This window comes from Enterovibrio coralii, assembly GCF_001559595.1.
GTDB classification, from domain to species: Bacteria; Pseudomonadota; Gammaproteobacteria; order Enterobacterales; family Vibrionaceae; genus Enterovibrio; species Enterovibrio coralii.
Map to the genome: position 1 here is coordinate 60,518 of NZ_LNTY01000017.1, position 18,562 is coordinate 79,079.

Annotated in this window: 17 protein-coding genes and 4 pseudogenes; 18 read left to right on the plus strand and 3 right to left on the minus strand. The window is 51.1% G+C overall.

Translation table 11 applies throughout. The annotated features are described in order from the left end of the window. Positions 1-9: 9 nt before the first annotated feature. The 5 genes and pseudogenes from rpoH (at position 10) to glpD (ending at position 4,986) form a co-directional block, all read left to right on the plus strand. A pseudogene (gene rpoH / locus ATN88_RS05405) lies at positions 10-866 on the plus strand (RNA polymerase sigma factor RpoH). A gap of 322 nt (positions 867-1,188) precedes the next feature. Next, positions 1,189-1,521 carry a thiosulfate sulfurtransferase GlpE gene (gene glpE, locus ATN88_RS05415; protein ID WP_067412529.1) on the plus strand — a complete coding sequence of 111 codons (333 nt, stop codon included), beginning with the start codon at positions 1,189-1,191 and terminating at the stop codon, positions 1,519-1,521. Between the two features lie 12 nt (positions 1,522-1,533). Continuing rightward, positions 1,534-2,379, plus strand: coding sequence for a rhomboid family intramembrane serine protease GlpG (glpG, locus tag ATN88_RS05420; protein WP_067412533.1), 846 nt, complete (start codon positions 1,534-1,536; stop codon positions 2,377-2,379). Positions 2,380-2,499: 120 nt separating this feature from the next. Further along, the gene (locus ATN88_RS05425; RefSeq protein ID WP_067412537.1) at positions 2,500-3,261 is read left to right on the plus strand and encodes a DeoR/GlpR family transcriptional regulator; all 762 of its coding nucleotides are present in this window, start codon (positions 2,500-2,502) and stop codon (positions 3,259-3,261) included. Between the two features lie 210 nt (positions 3,262-3,471). Beyond that, a complete protein-coding gene (gene glpD, locus ATN88_RS05430) occupies positions 3,472-4,986 on the plus strand; it encodes a glycerol-3-phosphate dehydrogenase (RefSeq protein ID WP_067412541.1) in 1,515 nt (504 codons plus the stop codon). An 88-nt stretch (positions 4,987-5,074) separates the two neighbouring features. Here the strand turns inward: glpD and ATN88_RS05435 are convergent, their stop codons facing one another. Continuing rightward, positions 5,075-5,482 carry a flagellar basal body-associated protein FliL gene (locus ATN88_RS05435; protein ID WP_067412544.1) on the minus strand — a complete coding sequence of 136 codons (408 nt, stop codon included), beginning with the start codon at positions 5,480-5,482 and terminating at the stop codon, positions 5,075-5,077. A 203-nt stretch (positions 5,483-5,685) separates the two neighbouring features. On the opposite strand from ATN88_RS05435, the gene ATN88_RS05440 reads away from it, so the two are divergent. Together ATN88_RS05440 and ubiA are read left to right on the plus strand one after the other, a co-directional pair. Next, complete coding sequence (locus ATN88_RS05440; protein ID WP_232312831.1) at positions 5,686-6,222, plus strand: chorismate--pyruvate lyase family protein; 537 nt, start codon at positions 5,686-5,688, stop codon at positions 6,220-6,222. After that, positions 6,186-7,042 (plus strand): annotated as a pseudogene (gene ubiA, locus ATN88_RS05445) (4-hydroxybenzoate octaprenyltransferase). Before ATN88_RS05440 ends, ubiA begins: the two are co-directional and overlap by 37 nt. 65 nt (positions 7,043-7,107) lie before the next feature. Here the strand turns inward: ubiA and plsB are convergent. Further along, a complete protein-coding gene (plsB, locus tag ATN88_RS05450; protein ID WP_067412547.1) occupies positions 7,108-9,537 on the minus strand; it encodes a glycerol-3-phosphate 1-O-acyltransferase PlsB in 2,430 nt (809 codons plus the stop codon). Positions 9,538-9,780: 243 nt separating this feature from the next. Here plsB and lexA point away from each other — a divergent pair, with 243 nt between their 5' ends. The 5 genes and pseudogenes from lexA to ATN88_RS05475 all read left to right on the plus strand — a co-directional run bounded on the left by lexA (position 9,781) and on the right by ATN88_RS05475 (position 15,072). Next, the gene (lexA, locus tag ATN88_RS05455; RefSeq protein ID WP_067412550.1) at positions 9,781-10,401 is read left to right on the plus strand and encodes a transcriptional repressor LexA; all 621 of its coding nucleotides are present in this window, start codon (positions 9,781-9,783) and stop codon (positions 10,399-10,401) included. Positions 10,402-10,841: 440 nt separating this feature from the next. Next, positions 10,842-11,996, plus strand: a complete 1,155-nt coding sequence (gene coxB / locus ATN88_RS05460) for a cytochrome c oxidase subunit II (RefSeq protein ID WP_067412553.1) — start codon at positions 10,842-10,844, stop codon at positions 11,994-11,996. Positions 11,997-12,008: 12 nt separating this feature from the next. Continuing rightward, positions 12,009-13,599, plus strand: a pseudogene (ctaD, locus tag ATN88_RS05465) (cytochrome c oxidase subunit I). A gap of 8 nt (positions 13,600-13,607) precedes the next feature. Next, positions 13,608-14,159, plus strand: coding sequence for a cytochrome c oxidase assembly protein (locus ATN88_RS05470; protein ID WP_067412556.1), 552 nt, complete (start codon positions 13,608-13,610; stop codon positions 14,157-14,159). A gap of 16 nt (positions 14,160-14,175) precedes the next feature. Further along, complete coding sequence (locus tag ATN88_RS05475; protein WP_067412560.1) at positions 14,176-15,072, plus strand: cytochrome c oxidase subunit 3; 897 nt, start codon at positions 14,176-14,178, stop codon at positions 15,070-15,072. A 12-nt stretch (positions 15,073-15,084) separates the two neighbouring features. Here ATN88_RS05475 and ATN88_RS05480 read toward each other — a convergent pair whose 3' ends face one another. Continuing rightward, positions 15,085-15,291, minus strand: coding sequence for a DUF2909 domain-containing protein (locus ATN88_RS05480; protein ID WP_067412564.1), 207 nt, complete (start codon positions 15,289-15,291; stop codon positions 15,085-15,087). Between ATN88_RS05480 and ATN88_RS28140 the strand changes: the two genes are divergently transcribed. From ATN88_RS28140 to cyoE, 6 genes and pseudogenes are all read left to right on the plus strand, one after another. Next, complete coding sequence (locus ATN88_RS28140) at positions 15,281-15,877, plus strand: SURF1 family protein (RefSeq protein ID WP_269748100.1); 597 nt, start codon at positions 15,281-15,283, stop codon at positions 15,875-15,877. The genes ATN88_RS05480 and ATN88_RS28140 overlap by 11 nt on opposite strands. Beyond that, positions 15,865-16,056 (plus strand): SURF1 family cytochrome oxidase biogenesis protein, encoded by a 192-nt coding sequence (locus ATN88_RS28145; protein WP_269748101.1) that lies wholly within the window; start codon positions 15,865-15,867, stop codon positions 16,054-16,056. The genes ATN88_RS28140 and ATN88_RS28145 overlap by 13 nt, the downstream gene beginning before the upstream one ends. Continuing rightward, the gene (locus ATN88_RS05490) at positions 16,053-16,586 is read left to right on the plus strand and encodes a hypothetical protein (RefSeq protein WP_067412568.1); all 534 of its coding nucleotides are present in this window, start codon (positions 16,053-16,055) and stop codon (positions 16,584-16,586) included. The genes ATN88_RS28145 and ATN88_RS05490 overlap by 4 nt, the downstream gene beginning before the upstream one ends. A 64-nt stretch (positions 16,587-16,650) precedes the next feature. Next, positions 16,651-17,130, plus strand: a complete 480-nt coding sequence (locus ATN88_RS28150) for a COX15/CtaA family protein (protein ID WP_269748102.1) — start codon at positions 16,651-16,653, stop codon at positions 17,128-17,130. A gap of 11 nt (positions 17,131-17,141) precedes the next feature. Further along, entirely contained in the window at positions 17,142-17,558 is a 417-nt protein-coding gene (locus tag ATN88_RS28155) for a COX15/CtaA family protein (protein WP_269748103.1), read from the plus strand. A gap of 84 nt (positions 17,559-17,642) precedes the next feature. Further along, positions 17,643-18,556, plus strand: a pseudogene (gene cyoE, locus ATN88_RS05500) (heme o synthase). Positions 18,557-18,562: the final 6 nt, after the last annotated feature.

Below are 18,562 nucleotides of genomic sequence, written 5' to 3' on the forward strand. Positions count from 1 at the left end.
GAGGTGAAAATGACAACAGAGATGTATGCACTTGCCCCGATATCTGAAAACAGTATCGACAGCTATCTACGTCAGGTAAATAGCTATCCAATGCTGTCTGCGGATGAGGAGCGCGAGTTGGCAGAACGTCTTCATTACGACGGTGACCTAGAATCAGCGAAAAGCCTGATCCTGTCGCATCTGCGTTTTGTTGTTCATATCGCCCGTGGTTATTCCGGTTATGGATTGCCTGTTTCTGATCTGGTTCAGGAAGGTAACATTGGCCTGATGAAGGCGGTAAAACGCTTCAACCAGAAGTGGGTGTGCGTCTGGTTTCCTTTGCTGTTCACTGGATCAAAGCCGAAATTCACGAATACGTTCTGCGTAACTGGCGTATTGTGAAAGTGGCGACCACCAAAGCGCAGCGTAAGTTGTTCTTCAACCTGCGTAAGTCTAAAAAGCGTCTTGGTTGGTTTAACGCTGAAGAAGTTAACTTGGTTGCTGAGCAACTGGGGGTTGATGCATCGGAAGTGCGTGAGATGGAATCCCGTCTTGCTGCTCAAGATGCGGGTTTTGATGCCGGCGCAGATGATGAAGAGCGTGACGGCCCTGTCGCCCCTGTGTTCTATCTGGAAGACAAGAGTTCAGATATTGCCACCAACCTGGAATCAGAAAACTGGGAAAATCACGCTAATCACCGACTGGCATCTGCCATGTCTGGGTTAGATGAGCGAAGCCAGCACATCATTCGTTCTCGCTGGCTGGATGACAACAAAGCAACGCTGCAAGAATTGGCAGACCACTACCAAGTATCTGCAGAGCGCATTCGTCAGTTAGAAAAGAATGCGATGCGTAAGCTGAAAGAGGCGGTTGGCGACGTTTTGTGATCGCTAATCCGTTAAGATCGTAAAAACCGGCATAATGCCGGTTTTTTTGTACCTTAAGATCCCTTGTCAGGATTGGGCCGAGATCAGTTTTCCACAGCTTTATTATGATCAACACTACATCTTGTGGATCCAAGTTTCAGATCCTACTTTATCAACGCAATCCACAGATTTTTCCACAGGTGATGCAAAAGTGTACAAATCCCACTTTTTCCCTATGGAGTTCGTTAACCTAATATCAGGTACAATGCAGTTTTTCAGGCAATTTTACGGTGTTGCCGCGTATTGGCAGCACACCTTAGATGTTGAGGGAGTGGAATAACCCATGGAACAATTTGCGCATATCTCTGTAAATGACGCGTGGCAGCTTCTGCAAGATAACGATCAAGAAGCGATTTTGGTGGATATCCGGGATCCTCAGTCTTTTCAGCTATCTCATCCACAGGGCGCGTTTCACCTGACAAACGACAGCATTGTGCAGTTCACACAGGAAGTGGAGTATGAACAACCCGTGTTGGTGATGTGTTACCACGGGATCAGCAGCCAAGGCGCAGCACAATATTTGATTAACCAAGGCTTCGAGCAGGTGTACAGTGTAGATGGTGGCTTTGATGCCTGGCAAAGACAGACACTGCCTGTTGAGTCAGGGGTGAATTGATGTAGAGGTACTATGATACGGCTGATAGCGATCCCAAACCCAAGAGCGGGACAAGCGTTTATCGATTACATGGCATCACGTGATATTGAAATCAAAATGATGCCAGAAGGAGAAGGGTTGTTCGCCCTGTGGCTGACAGATGCGCAGCATCAAGTCGAAGTTGAAGCGGAACTTCACGCCTTTATGAACAATCCAACTGCACGTAAGTATCAGTCAGCGTCGTGGGATATGGCGGAAAGCCGAACGGCGCGCTTTTATTACCCTCGTCAGGGGCTTCTTACCTCGATAAAGCAAAATGCGGGACCGTTTACGCTGTCTGTCATGGTCGTGTGTATCGTTGCTTATGCCGGTTTGGTGCTGGGCTTTGGCAACGACGTTTTTTCTCTGCTTCACTTCCCAGCTACGGAAGATCAGCAGTGGCAGATTTGGCGCTTGTTTACCCATTCGCTGCTGCATTTCTCGGCCACGCACATCGTGTTTAACCTGCTGTGGTGGTGGGTGCTCGGCGGTAAGATTGAAAAGCAGTGCGGCAGTGCCAAATTGGTACAACTCTTCTTACTGACCTCCTTGTTCTCAGGGTTAGGGCAGTATGCCTTTGAAGGCCCTGCCTTTGGCGGCATGTCGGGCGTGGTTTACGCTTTGCTTGGCTACTTGTGGTTGATGGGAGCACTAGCACCGCAACGCGGTCTTTCGATAGAAACTGCGTATGTTGGTTTTATGCTGCTTTGGCTGGTGGTTGGGTTCTTTGAACCGTTTGGTATGGCCATCGCCAACATGGCGCACCTGTTCGGATTGTTGTCAGGTTGTGCGATCGGTGTATTTGATGCCAAGTTCTCACAGGCAGCCAGACAGTCTTAATGTGATGTAGTCCGTTGTTAATGCGGTTATCACTGGCTTTAAGACGCCGTGTAATTACACTAAAAACGTCCCTATGGGGCGTTTTTATCGTTATAGCATTCATCGGGAGCCAAGGACGCCGTGAAACAGACTCAACGCCATCAGGAAATTCTCGATTTAGTGCGCAGCAAGGGGTACGTCAGCACTGACGATCTAGTGCTTCACTTTGATGTGAGCCCCCAAACCATTCGACGTGATCTCAATGAATTGGCGGCAGATAACAAGATCCGCCGTCAACATGGCGGTGCCACTTTACCGTCCAGCTCAGTGAACACGGCGTACGATGCGCGTAAGATCATGCAGCAGGAAGAAAAGAACCGGCTGGCGCAGGCGTTGGTGGCGCACATTCCAGACGGTGCAACACTGTTTATCGACATTGGCACGACACCGGAAGCGGTCGCGCGCGCACTGCTCAATCATCAAGACCTTCGTATTGTCACCAATAACCTTAATGCGGCGAGCATTCTGATGGCCAAGGAAGACTTTCGCATCATCATGGCCGGTGGAGAAGTGCGTAACCGCGATGGAGGGATCATGGGGGAAGCGACGGTCGACTTTATTTCTCAGTTCCGTCTCGATTTCGGCATTCTTGGGATCAGTGGTATCGACTTGCAAGGCGGATTGCTCGACTTTGATTATCACGAGGTACGGGTGAAACAGGCCATCATGGAAAACAGCAGATTGGTTATGCTCGCCGTTGACCACACCAAGTTTGGTCGCAATGCCATGGTCAACGTGGGTAGCCTTTCTCAAATCGACATGTTGTTTACCAATGCGCCACTGCCTGGCGATATCGCATCACATTTGCGTGATTCTGATGTTCATATTGAGATCATCACCTAGTTGAATTGCTGCGAAAGCAATGACATAGCAAACAAAGCCGCCAAAGGCGGTTTTTTTGTGTCCGCCATCGAGCAAACTTTCATCGAAATACCATTTCAAACGCGCGTTTTTTGCACTAAACTGCTCGTAAACGAAAGTTAAATGTTCGTTTGAGCATTTTGGTTTCGCCCTCATTGTTCGAAAAGAATGAAATGGATAGCGGAGGTTAGGATGAGCGACGGTGTCTTTGATGTGCTTGTTGTCGGAGGCGGAATTAACGGGGCTGGCATTGCAGCAGATGCGGCAGGGCGTGGCCTGAAAGTCGGTTTGTATGAAGCGGCGGACTTTGCGTCGGCGACGTCTTCTGCAAGCTCCAAGCTTATCCACGGCGGCTTGCGCTACCTTGAACATTACGAGTTTCGTTTGGTGAGTGAAGCACTTGCCGAGCGTGAAGTCTTGCTCCGTAAAGCCCCTTATCTGGCGTGGCCAATGCGCTTTCGCCTGCCACACCGTCCACACCTTCGTCCTGCGTGGATGATTCGTGCGGGTCTGTTCCTTTATGACCACCTGAGCTCTCGCACCACCTTACCGGGCAGCAAAGGCATTCGCTTCGGTGAGTCCTCGGTACTCAAACCCGAAATCAAACAAGGTTTCGAATACTCAGATTGTTGGGTCGATGATGCGCGTTTAGTGATCCTAAACGTAATGGATGCCGCCGAACGCGGGGCAGAAGTGCGTAATCGCTGCAAAGTCGTCAGTGCCGAGCGCAAAGAGGGTTTATGGGAAATCGAGGTGCTGGATGAGGTGACGCAAACCCGTTTCACACGCAAAGGCAAAGCCTTGGTCAATGCGGCGGGGCCTTGGGTGAAGCAGTTCTTTGACGAGAGCACGACAGAAACCTCACCACGCAACATTCGCCTCATCAAAGGCAGCCATATTGTGGTGCCGCGCGTTCACAACGAGTCCTCGTCGTACATTCTCCAAAACGAAGACGGGCGTATTGTGTTTGTGCTGCCTTATCTCGACAGATTTTCACTTATCGGCACGACCGACGTGGAATATAACGGTGACCCGCGCAATGTGGGCATTGAAGACAAAGAGATAGCTTATGTGCTGGATGTGTATAACCAGCACTTTAAAAAGCCGCTGACCAAAGACGACGTAGTGTGGACGTACAGTGGGGTGAGACCGCTTTGTGATGATGAGTCTGACTCGCCGCAAGCCATCACCCGTGACTACACCTTGGAACTTGAGGCGTCAGAGGGCAAAGCACCTATCCTGTCGGTCTTTGGTGGCAAACTCACGACTTACCGCAAGCTTGCACAAGCGGCGGTGAATCAATTGGCACCTTTTTTCCCTGACAGCACGGGCGAGTGGACGGCGACACAAGTCTTGCCGGGTGGTGAGGACATTTCCTCGTTCACAGAGATCGAAGATGCGTTGCGACAGCTTCATCCTTGGATGGAGCCATTTATGGTCAACCGTTTAGCGACAACCTACGGCAGCCGTGTGTGGGTTTGGCTGGGGGATACCTCAGATAAACAGGACTTAGGGCAGCAATTTGGCGCGGGGTTGTCACAGCGAGAAATTGATTACCTCACGACGGCTGAATACGCGCAGACGGCGGAAGACGTGCTTTGGCGCAGGACCAAACTGGGGCTGTATCTGACGGAAGAAGAGCGTGAAAAGGTTGCTGATTATATGGCACAGAAAGACGCGGTAGCCTTACAAGAAGAGCCGGTTTAGTTGGAAAACACGCAACGCAAAAGGCGCATACAGTGCGCCTTTTTGGTGTCTGTCGTCTGCGTTTAAGCTGGCTATCGATGTGTCGCGGTTACTGATACAGGTATTTGGTAAACAGCAGATCAGCGAGCACTTTTTGATTGGTTTCCGCCAGCAGCATTTCGTTGACCTTTTCAAGGCACGCCTTACGGATGGCTTCACGCCCAGCCAGTGATTTCACACGAACCTCATTTTCCTGACTCAGCACTTCAATGATGGTGTCGCGGATCAGCGGCTGGTGATATTCCAGCATCTGAATCAAGGAGGCGTCATCCACCATGAGGTCAACACGCACATTGATGAAACCCAGCTTACGACCATCGGTAATAAAATTGGTCGTGATTTCGGGCTCAAGAGTAAAATAGCTAAAGGCAGCTGCATTTTCTTCTTCCGCTGAAGATGGCAGCGACACCAGCATCGTCATGACGACGGCGAAAATGGCGATAATGTTTTTTTTCATGGTTTTTGCCAAACCCCGGATTTAATGAATCTCTTATGGTAGTTTAGCTGCGCGCGCGTAGGCACAGCTGTGTACAATAGCGCAAATATCAATCCTAATTAATAGTAAACATTATTGGCCGATTCGGCGAAAGTTTTGTGGTTTTTTTGCTCATTGGCTCAGGATAACATGTCAGATTTCAAGCGATTACACGTATCAGCCTGATGGGTGCAAATTGGGAGGCCCCAGATTGGCAACAGCTGGAAACAACGAAAGCCGGAGAATGGCTGCTTGAACGCCATTCAATGACAGAACGCTTGAAAGCGTGTTGTGAAACGCTGACTGTCGACGTGATTGGTTTGCATGACGTTGAAAAAAGCACCTTGTCAGACTCAGAGCGCGCGCTGCTGGGTGATGAAGCGTGTTTGGTACGCGAAGTGGTTCTTTCGGGTGATGATCGCCCTTGGCTTTGTGCCCGCACCTTGGTGCCGAAGTCCACATTAACTGAGCAAGAAAAAGATATCGCCGACTTGGGCGCGGTGCCGCTGGGTGTGCGTGTGTTTAATCAAGCCAATGCCCGCCGAGATGCGATTGAAATTGCGAGCTTTGTTGTTGATGGACAAACATTATTGGCACGTCGCTCACGGTTGTGGGTGAACGATAAGCTATGCTGGTTTCAGAATTGTTTTTACCTCATGCGCCGATTTATCAGGAGGAAGGCTAAATGGATGCGGCCAAAGCCAGAGCATTTTGGCAACTGACGCGTATGGACAGGCCAATTGGTAGTTTGTTGCTGCTATGGCCGACGCTTTGGGCACTGTTTTTGGCTGCCGATGGTATGCCTAACCCGCATGTGCTGGTGGTATTTGTTCTCGGTGTGGTGATGATGCGTGCCGCAGGCTGTGTCATCAATGACTTTGCTGACCGCAACTTTGACGGTCACGTTAAACGTACCAAGGCGCGCCCGCTACCATCCGGTACAGTCACAGCCAAAGAAGCACTGGCACTGTTTGGCTCTTGATTCTGGGTGCTTTCCTCTTGGTGCTGACGCTGGATGCGCTGACCATTCAGCTTTCTGTGGTTGCTGTTATTCTCGCGTCTGTTTATCCCTTCATGAAACGCTACACTCATATGCCGCAGTTGGTACTTGGTATGGCGTTTAGCTGGGCGATCCCGATGGCTTATGCCGCACAAGCGGGCGAACTGCCGCCGGTAGCGTGGATGCTGTTTATCGCAAACGTTGCCTGGACGGTGGCGTATGACACCTTGTATGCCATGGTCGATAGAGATGACGACCTGAAAATCGGCATCAAATCGTCAGCCATTTTATTTGGTAAGTTTGATAAGGCCGCAGTCGGTCTGTTGCAACTCGTGACCTTGCTGCTGTTGCTGCTGGTGGGGTATTTGAGCGAGCTGGCGACGATTTACTACTGGTTCTTGCTGGCAGCGTCTTCATTGTTTGTGTATCAACAATGGCTAGCACGAGCGCGTGAGCGAGATGCGTGTTTTAAAGCGTTTTTGAATAACAACTACGTGGGCATGCTGGTCTTTATGGGTATTGCACTGGCGGTATTAATGTAGCCGAGCGCGATATTCACGCTGAAAGAATAGATAAAAAAATCCCCCGCCTAGGCGAGGGATTTTTTTTATTCTGCAGACTGATTGAGGATCGCCTGAATAGTGAGTTGCACTTCCGGGGAAATCAGGCCGAAGATGCATTCCAGCAAGGCTTCAATCTGTTCGGTACGCGCATGCTCATCGTCGTTCAAGTAGCCAGTCTCGCGAAGGGTGGTCACCAGTGTGCTGAACACGCCTTTGTCGAAGAACTCAGGAGCATTGATGCCGTGAAGACGGCTCAGACGCTGAGCCATCATTTGGCTCTGCTGTTCTAAATCAGTGCGTGATACGTCTGATTCATGGCAGAACAGGGTCAAGGTGATGGCGTAGCGTTGCAGCGTTTCTGCAATAGTGCGACCCAGCAGCTGAAGCTGTGTCAGCTTCGCTGGATTGCGGTGCAGCATGTCACCATCCACGGTCAGCAAACCTTGGCGATTAAGCTCAACCACAACGGCATCTAAGTAGCTTTCCAGTGCCGCATCATCAAAGCTCATGTAAAGCTCAGCTTTTAGCAATGGGTAAAGCTGCTTCACTGTGCTCTTCAGTGCATCACGGCTTACGCTGCTCTTGAACACCAGCATCTGAGCAACCAATGACGGAATCGCGAACAGATGGATGATGTTGTTGCGGTAGTACGTCATCAAGATAGCCTGTTGGCGATCCAGAGAAATCACATCACCCAGCGAGTCTTTTTCCACCACGAACTTGTTCAGGCTGATCGCATGTTCAACCAGCTCTTGTGCTGAGTCTTCTGGCACTGTACTGGTCGATGAATACGGCACTGCACGCAGCAATTCCAAGTAGATGTTCAGCTGATCTTCCAGTGCTTCGCGGCTCAATGCGCGTTGGCGAGAGGCCAGCAGGGCAGTGGCACACAAGGTCAGGGCGTTCGCTGCAGCCGCATCATTGATTTTGGTCATCATGCGGTCGGCCAACTCGTTCACCACTGGGTTCAGCCAGTTCGGACGTTGCGGTTCAATTGGGTCGATATCTTGATGCCAAGTCGGTGCCTTCTCATTCAAGAAGTGGTTCACCTGAATTGGCTCGCCGAAGTTCACGTAGCCCTTGCCGTAGTTGCGAAGCTTACGGACGATGCCCAGCACCTGACCGAAGTTTTCTTTCTCTTTGCGCTCACCTTGTAGCTCTTTGGCATAGGTGCTCACTTCCATCACGTGCTCGTAGCCAATGTAAACAGGCACAAGGGTGACTGGACGCTTCAGGCCACGCAGCATGGCTTGGATGGTCATCGCCAGCATGCCGGTTTTCGCCGGAAGCAGACGACCTGTACGTGAACGGCCACCTTCCGAGAAGTACTCGACCGAATAGCCTTTGGCAAACAACTCGGCCAAGTACTCACGGAATACAGTGGAGTACAGGCGGTTGCCTTTAAAGGTACGACGCAAGAAGAAGGCACCGCCACGACGGAAAATCGGGCCTGCTGGGAAGAAGTTCAGGTTCACGCCGGCAGCAATGTGCGGCGGTACCAGACCTTCTTTATACAAAATGTAGGAAAGCAGCAGGTAGTCCATGTGCGAGCGGTGACAAGGCACATACACAATCTCATGACCGTCTTGCGCCAGTTTACGTACACGTTCTGAGTTGCTGACGTTAATGCCTTGATACAGCTTGTTCCAAAGCCATGTCAGTACGCGGTCGCCATAACGGATCAGGCTTGGTGAGAAGTCGGCAGCGATTTCTTCCATCATATCGATGGCTTCTTTGCGCACTTTCTCTACTGGGACATCGCGGCTTTCCGCTTCTTCCTGCACCACTTTGTCGATGGCTTTTGAGGCCAGCAGACGTTTGAACAGTGCCTGACGGTTTGGCAGACCTGGACCCGATGCCGCCATTTTCTGGCGAGAAAAGTGAATTTTCGCAACACGAGCCAGCTTGTTCGCGATCGTGGTATCGGTGCCGTGCTTGTCTGCCATATAGCGCAGAGAAACGGCATTGCTAAAGCGCACCATGCTATCGCGACCCAAGGTCAGGATGGTGAAGCATTTTTGCACGCCATTCATCGCGGTCAACGCAGGTGTCGCCGGACGCGACTCGTTGCCAGGGTTGCGGTCCCAAACCACAGACGCAGGTACGAGCTGAATGTCGAGTTCAGAATCACGTTTGTGCAGTTCCAACAACTCAGAGAACACTTCGATAGACTCGAACGGCACTGGGTCGCTGTTGTTGAACATGCGCTTGCCTTGAGAAATAAAGACATAGCGTGGCAGTGATTTACCGCCAAGTTCTAGGGGCTCCAGCGGATCAGGTAAACCCAGCTGCAAGCAGCTGCTGCGCAGAGTCAGCAGGTCGGAATGAGAGCGAAATGGTAGTACGTAAACAATTGGACGGTTGAGGTCAAAGCCTAACTGAGCAACTGGATCTGACGGAATACTGATGGTTTTAACCAGCACCGACAGCGGTAAATTCAACAATTTATGATAAATCGATTGGCAAGCAGACATCTGATCGCGGCCTCTTATATTTTGTGCGTGCCAAGTCTAGCAGAAAACGTCTACGAACTTGCAGCGAAATGACAGTATTCCGCACGGTTAAGAGAAGTTTTCCAAAGCTGCACAAGCCAAATGTAAAACGAAAAGTGTGAACTGTGTACGGCTTGTTAGGCCTTCGGATTCGATCTGTGCCTTTTCAAGTGGTTAAACACTGGATATACTCACAGTTAACTGTATAAAAAGACAGGTCTGATTATGAAGCCGTTAACCGCGAGACAACAGCAAGTCTTTGATCTGATCAAAGCAAAAATCGACGACACCGGTATGCCGCCAACGCGTGCCGAGATCGCGAAAGAACTGGGATTCCGCTCAGCTAACGCAGCGGAAGAACACTTGAAAGCGTTGGCGCGTAAAGGCGTGCTTGAAATCGTACCTGGTGCATCGCGCGGTATCCGTCTGTTGATAGACACGGACGCCGCAAATGATGACGGTTTGCCGCTGATTGGCCGAGTGGCTGCGGGTGAGCCGATTCTGGCGCAAGAACACGTTGAAACGCATTACCAAGTTGACCCATCACTGTTTAAGCCGCACGCAGATTTCTTGCTGCGCGTTAACGGGATGAGTATGAAAGACATCGGTATCATGGATGGCGATCTGCTGGCGGTGCATAAAACCCAAGATGTGCGTAATGGCCAAGTGGTTGTTGCACGTGTGGAAGATGACGTGACCGTTAAGCGTCTTGAGCGCAAAGGCGATCAGGTTCTGCTACATGCAGAGAACGAAGAGTTCGCGCCTATCGTTGTCGACCTGACCCAACAGCACCTGACCATTGAAGGTATTGCTGTAGGCGTTATTAGAAATACTGACTGGATGTAACACGCGACTCGCGTTCATCAAACGTCAAAAAAAGATGACTTCAGTTAAAAAACTGAACGTCATCTTTTTTTTATGGTGTTTCATGTGCTTCAAGCCCTGTCAGACGCCAGTTTTTTCATTTTTTCTCTTCAAGAAACCCTGCCGTATCAAACCCTATAGTCACCATGTTTGCCTTGCTTTTACAAGGCTTAGACGGTGAAGAAAAAGATTTTTGCACCAACAAATTGGGTGAAATTCTCACATCCTGCAACAGTTGTCTTTATCTCGTAATTTCGTGGCTGGCATCATGTTTCAGGGCATTTTGCTGTGCATTTTTTGTTCTTTTTCCATTCCTTGCCTAACTTTATTTGTAAACAAAGTGTTAATCGATATTTCTAATTTTTTTCTTCATTTACACATTTAGCAATGCGGCAGATGTCGAGATTTTGAGGAGGGACCCGGTGAAGAATCGCCAACTTCTATCAACGCTCGCACTAATTCCCCTGTTCTCGTTCGTTGCTCACGCAGCCGACGAGCCATCCTCGTTTAACCTAACGCAGGGTGTGACGGAAATCAGTGCCAAGGTTTACGACCTTCACATGACCATTCTCTGGATATGTGTCGCCATTGGTGCCGTGGTGTTTGGGGCTATGTTTTGGTCCATCATCCACCATCGAAAATCCAAAGGGGCCGTAGCCGCCAATTTCCACGAGAGCACCAAAGTCGAAATACTTTGGACGCTGATTCCATTCCTGATCCTTATCAGCATGGCCGTACCTGCCACTCAAGTCCTTTTAGAGATGGAAGATCCGTCAGAATCGGAGTTGACCATTCAGGTCACAGGCTCGCAATGGAAATGGCATTACCGCTACTTCGACCATGATGTCGAGTTCTTCTCATTACTGGCAACTTCTGCTGCGCAAATCGATGGTGAAGCGAAAAAGCGTGACAACTACCTGCTTGAGGTAGACAGACCGCTGGTTGTGCCTATCGGCCAGAAAGTGCGTTTCCTGATTACCTCGGAAGACGTGATTCACTCTTGGTGGGTGCCTGACTTTGCGGTGAAGAAAGATGCCAACCCTGGCTTTATCAATGAAGCGTGGACGCGCATCGACAAGCCCGGCATCTACCGCGGCCAGTGTGCGGAGCTATGCGGCAAAGACCACGGCTTTATGCCGATTGTGGTGATTGCCAAGCCCGTCGATGAATTTGAAGCTTGGGTACAGAAAACTGCCTCTGAGCAAGCGAAAGTGCGCGAAGAAGAGCAAAAACTGCTCGCGATGAACATGGACATGGAAGAGCTGATGACGCTCGGTGAAGATGTTTACAACTCTCGCTGCGCGGCGTGTCACCAAGTTAACGGCTTGGGTTTGCCGGGTGTGTTCCCTGCGCTCGCTCAACAAGGGATTTCTGCTGACCCTGACAAGCTGCTTGAGCACCTCAACATTGTTATTCACGGCAAGCAGGGCACAGCAATGCAGGCGTTTGGTGCGCAGCTGGGTTTGAAAGAGTTGGCCGCGGTTATCACTTACGAGCGTAATGCTTGGGGTAACAACACGGGTGATGCGGTACAGGCATCTCAGATTAACGCGGTACTTAACGGTGACGATCTTTAAGGAGAGATGGCAATGACAGATATGACGCCAGATCAGGTAGGTCACGACGACCACGACCATGATCATAAACCCCGAGGGTTGATGCGTTGGCTGTTAACAACCAACCATAAAGACATCGGCTCCATGTACCTGATTTTCAGTTTCACCATGTTCCTCGTTGGTGGGGCAATGGCATTGGTGATTCGTGCCGAGCTTTTCCAACCCGGTCTTCAACTGGTTGACCCTAACTTCTTCAACCAGATGACCACGGTTCATGGTCTCATCATGGTGTTTGGTGCCGTCATGCCCGCCTTTACCGGCTTGGCAAACTGGATGGTACCTATGATGATTGGCGCGCCGGATATGGCACTGCCGCGCATGAACAACTGGAGCTTCTGGATTCTGCCTTTTGCGTTCTTCATGCTTCTGATGTCGCTGTTTATGGAAGGGGGCGGTCCTAATTTTGGTTGGACCTTCTACGCACCGCTCTCAACCACCTATTCGCCGGATAGCACAGCACTGTTTGTGTTCGCTGTGCACATCATGGGTATCAGCTCCATCATGGGGGCGATCAACGTTATCGTCACCATCATGAACCTACGCGCGCCAGGCATGACCTACATGAAAATGCCGCTGTTCGTATGGACGTGGTTTATCACTGCATTCTTGCTGATCGCAGTAATGCCAGTGCTAGCCGGGGCGGTGACCATGGTGCTTACCGACAAATACTTTGGCACCTCGTTCTTTGATGCGGCTGGCGGTGGCGATCCTGTGATGTTCCAACACATCTTCTGGTTCTTCGGACACCCAGAGGTGTACATCATGATCCTGCCAAGCTTCGGTATTGTGTCGGCGATTATCCCTGCTTCGCACGCAAACCATTGTTCGGTTATGCGTCCATGGTATACGCGACAGCCTCTATTGCCGGTCTGAGTTTTGTGGTGTGGGCGCACCACATGTTCACCACAGGTATGCCAGTCTTTGCTGAACTCTTTTTCATGTATTGCACCATGCTCATTTCGGTGCCGACAGGGGTGAAAGTCTTTAACTGGGTAGCGACTATGTGGCGCGGCTCTTTGACCTTTGAAACGCCCATGTTGTTTGCACTCGCCTTTATTGTGCTCTTCACGATAGGGGCTTCTCGGGCTTGATGCTCGCGATAACGCCCGTCGACTTCCAATACCACGATACGTACTTCGTGGTGGCGCACTTTCACTACGTACTGGTATCCGGTGCCATCTTCTCCATCATGGCGGCGGCGTATTACTGGCTGCCGAAATGGACGGGGCACATGTACAACCAACGCCTTGCGAATTGGCATTTCTGGTGCTCGCTGATTTCCGTCAACATCTTGTTCTTCCCAATGCACTTCTTGGGACTAGCTGGTATGCCACGTCGTATTCCGGACTACGCGCTGCAATTTGCTGACATCAACGCGATTGTCAGTGTGGGTGCCTTCCTGTTCGGATTCTCCCAGCTCATTTTCTTGGTGCTGGTAGTCAAATGTATCCGCGGCGGCGAGCCTGCGCCTGCGAAACCTTGGGAAGGGGCAGAAGGTCTGGAATGGACAGTGCCATCGCCTGCGCCTTACCACACCTTCTCAACGCCACCAAAAATTGACTGAGGTTGCTTATGGGTGAACAAAACGAACAACAAACACAACGTTCAAACCGTTCTGCGGCCAAGTTGGCGGGGATGGCGGTACTGATGTTCGGCTTTGCGTTTGCCCTTGTACCTCTCTATGACGTGTTCTGCGATATCACTGGGATTAACGGAAAAACCAGTGATGTTGCGGCGCAAGAAAGTAACCAAGTGGATTTCTCGCGCACCGTCACGGTGGAATTTGTTTCTTACATTAATCCCGGCCTCGGCTGGGATTTTGTGCCAGAGACCAAGCGTATTTCGGTGCACCCTGGTGAGACACACACCATTGCTTACCGAGCCACAAACAACACGGCGGTGAATTCGATTGGACAAGCAGTCCCTTCGGTGTCGCCGGGGTTGGCGGCGCAGTATCTCAACAAAATTGAATGCTTTTGCTTTAACAGACAGCCTCTGGATGCGGGCAAAGACGCAGAACTGCCGTTGGTGTTCTACGTTGACCCAGGAATTCCAGACGACATCAACACTCTGACGCTGGCTTACACCCTGTTCAGCGTCAAACCTGAGCCTGTGACTCAATAACTGCAGTGAGGTCATCATGACAACAACGCATACCAACACAGATGCCCAACAGGATTACGAAAACTATTACGTACCGGCGCAGAGTATCTGGCCTATCGTCGGCGCGGTGGCACTGTTTCTTATTGCCATGGGGGCGGGGGCGACCGTCGCCGGACTCTTTGGTGGCAATGGCCCATGGATGCTTTTAGCAGGGACGGGTGTCTTGCTATTTATGCTGACGGGCTGGTTTCGAGATGTGATCAATGAGTCGATGGGCGGGCTTTATTCCTCGCAAATGGATCGCTCGTTTAGACAGGGTATGAGTTGGTTTATTTTCTCTGAAGTCATGTTCTTTGCGGCATTTTTTGGCGCACTGTTCTATGCGCGCATGATTGCCGTGCCTTGGCTGGGCGGTGCAAGTAACAATGCGATGACCGCGGAAGTGCTATGGCCGGACTTTATCCCGACGTGGCCGTTAGAGAAAACGCCCGGTGGCGTTGAAACTACCGCAATGGGCGCATGGGGTCTGCCACTTATTAACACCCTCATTCTGCTGACCTCGTCCATCACGATTCATATTGCTCATGTTGCCATGGAAGAAGGCAATCGCCAGAAGCTGAAAGTCTTCCTCGGTGCAACCGTCTTCTTAGGCTGGATTTTCTTGGGGCTGCAAGTTGAAGAGTACGTCCACGCCTACGAAGAGTTGAACCTGCGTTTGGACTCAGGCGTTTACGGTAACACCTTCTTCTTGCTGACGGGCTTTCACGGCATGCATGTGTTCTTGGGTTCGGTCATCTTGTTCATTATTTGGCTCAGGGTGCTGAAAGGGCATATGACGCCTGACAGCCATTTCGCGTTTCAGGCGGGAGCCTGGTATTGGCACTTTGTGGATGTGGTTTGGCTTTGCCTGTTCGTGTTCGTCTACATCTTGTAGCAACGCAAAAAACTAATAGGGGCGGCTGTTGGGCTCAATTACCCCGGTCGCCAACGCTATCAGCAAGATGACAAACACAACGACGGAAAACAACACTCGACGTCCCAGATAACGGGACATAGGCACATCAGTTTGCCCTTTGACCAAAATCGGCAACGCGCGAAACAAGTTATAAACGATAAACACCAGCAGACATACAAGGATCCCTTTGAGCAGCATATTGCCTCCGGTAGACCAAAATGGTGATCAGAACGTGGATGATTTGTCTTCTTCCAGAGTACGTCGAATCAGAAGAGTTGGTTTCCTTGTCTTTACTTTGGCGATGACCGCGCTGCTGGTCAAGTTAGGTTCATGGCAGATATCACGGGCTGAAGAAAAAGCCGCACTTTTAGCCCAATTAGACACAAGAAAACACACAGTGCTCAGCACGCTGGACGTCAACAACACGGATTTAAAAGGGTTTGGTGTAGCACTGGCAGGGCAGTTTGAGGGTGAAAACAGCATTCTGCTTGATAACCAAACTTTGAATGGACAAGTCGGTTACCGCTGGATAGTGCCTTTTCAACATCAAGGCCATTGGATATTGGTGGAGCTGGGATGGATTGCGGCACCCGCGAGGCGCGATGAGCTGCCAGCATTACCGCCACTTGATAGCAACCTAGTGGTCAAAGGTGTACTCGATACACCGTCCGACAGAGTGGTATTAAAACAAGATATCAGCGAAGACAGGTGGCCGCTTCGTGTTCAGTCTGTCGAGATTGATCCCTTGTCGGCGAAAACAGAAAAAGCTTGTTGCCATGGATAGTGCGCGCAACGGGCATTGAAGATACACAAGGACGCGGCGTAGAAACAAAAGCCACTCCCGTTTGGGATCCGGTGGTGATGTTACCTGAGAAGCACTATGCCTACGCTGCGCAGTGGTTTGGATTGGCCCTTGTTGTGGTGATTGGATTTTTGGTTTGGTGGAGAAGGGGGCGTTTATGACAGGGAAGAAAGCACTGCTATTCGTGACCATCGCCTTTTTGCTGCCAGTTGTGGCAGCCAAGCTGGTGCTTGAAATGGGCTGGTACAACAAAGGCGTGACCAACAATGGCGAGTTGTTGTCGGGACAAACGCAGACAGAATGGCTTGAACATCAAGGGCAGTGGCGGCTGATTTACACCTTGCCGGAAAACTGTGATGAACTGTGCGAGAGCGCGCTGTTCCAACTCAATCAAATTCCAGTTGCCGTCGGTCGCGAGCGTGAGCGAGTTGCCAGTATCTTACTGGTGCCAGAAAACAGACAAGACATCGAACCTGAGCAAGCAGAAGTGACGGAACAGACTGTGGACGCTGCGCAGCTCCAGACCTTGTCCACGCTGCCTTATGCTGGCGATGCGATTTACCTCGTCGACCCACTGAATAACCTGATTCTGGCTTACCCTATTCCGCAAGGCAAAGATGCCCAAATTGCTCAAAGCAAAGGGTTACTGAAAGATTTGCGCAAGCTGATGAAGCTGTCGAAGGTGGGGTGAATATGAATAAAGACAATCGCTACCTTGCCTCATCTACGGCGCACTTCTGCTTGCACTGGTTGTTGTGGCACTTGGTGCTTTCACCCGCCTTACCGAAGCGGGATTAGGCTGCCCTGACTGGCCAGGTTGCTATGGCTTTTTAACTGTGCCTCAATCGGCAGAGCACATAGCGCAGGCGACCGAAGCGTTTCCCGATGCGCCGGTCGAAATTCAAAAAGCGTGGAATGAAATGATCCACCGCTATGTTGCTGGCACCTTGGGGCTGGTGATTGCCGCTATCGCTTTTCTCGCTTGGCGCAACCCTGCCAGAAACCGTCTACTTCCCTCCATTTTGTTGGCCGTGGTGACGTTTCAAGCTGCGCTTGGCATGTGGACTGTAACCATGAACCTGATGCCAATTGTGGTGATGGGGCATCTTCTTGGCGGATTTACCACGGTCACGCTCTTGTTCTTATTGGCGCTCACCGAACGGCGAAGAGTGCTCTCTGGGGGGGGGAGGTACATGCTGAATCTCAAACGCCTCAAGCCACCTCCGGCAAGCTAAAAGCCCTTGCGCTGGGTGGCCTTGTTGCTGTGGTACTGCAAATTGCGCTGGGTGGCTGGACGTCGGCCAACTACGCCGCGGTTGTGTGTACCAAACTGCCCGTATGCGAAGCGGATTGGGCGGGGAATTACGATGCGTCGGCGTTTAACCCAATAAGCCCGACAAACGAAACCTACCAATATGGTGTGCTGAACTTCGATCAGCGCGTCACCATACACGCAACACATCGCATTGGTGCCATGATTGTCACCGCATTGGTGTTGCTTCTGGCTTGGTTTGTTAGAAAACCGCTTGGCACACGTGCCTCGGTGTTACTCACGGCTGCTCTTGTCCTACAAATCACCTTGGGCGTTACGAACGTCGTCGCTACTTGCCACTTTCTGTTGCGGTCGCACACAACGTTTGCGGCCTGTTGTTACTGCTCGTGATGGTCAAAACCACGCTTCAAATCTTTTCGCCTGCAGCTGTATCCGTTAAGCAGGCATCTTTGGGGGACACAGGGAGGTTAAGCCATGGCTAAGTCATCTACACAAACGTTGACCAGCACCGCCTCAACGGACACGCCACAGTGGCGTGATTACCTTGAACTGACCAAACCTAAGGTCGTCGCCATGTTGCTTTTGACCGCCATGGTGGGCATGTGTTTGGCCGTGCCGACATTGCCGCCAGCAAAAGCGGTGATCCTTGGTTTGTTGGGCATTGGCATGCAAAGCGCGGCGGCGGCGGTGTTTAACCACGTTATCGATCAGCGGATTGACAGACAAATGCAGCGCACCATTCACCGTCCGGTGGCGAAAGGGCGCGTAGGCACGGTGCAAGCATTAACCTTTGGCGTAGTATTGATGGTGGTGGGCTTTGCCTTGCTCTGGGCACTTAATGCTTGGTGGCTTGGCTGACCTTTGCTAGCTTGATTGGTTATGCGCTTGTCTACACGGTATGGCTAAAGCATGCGACGCCGCAGAACATTGTGATTGGTGGCTTGGCAGGGGCGATGCCGCCGCTGCTTGGCTGGGTTGCGGTAACGGGTGAACTAAACCCGCACGCACTCTTGCTGGTGGTGCTCATCTTCACGTGGACGCCACCGCACTTTTGGGCGTTGGCTATCCACCGTCAGAAAGACTACGCCAAGGCGGGCGTGCCGATGCTGCCAGTGACCCACGGCGTCGAATTTACCAAGACCATGATTTTGCTCTACACCCTGCTGTTAGTGGTTGTGGGCATTTTGCCTTGGCTTGCGGGAATGAGCGGACTGATTTATCTCTTCGGTAGCCTTGCACTGAACCTCGGATTTGCTTGGTACGCTTGGTGTCTCAAGTTTGCTGACAAGAAAGGCTTGGCATGGCAGACGTTTAAATACTCCATCTGGCACATCTTCGGGTTGTTTGTTGCCTTGTTAGCAGACCATGCTTGGTATGCGGTAGCATAGGTGCAC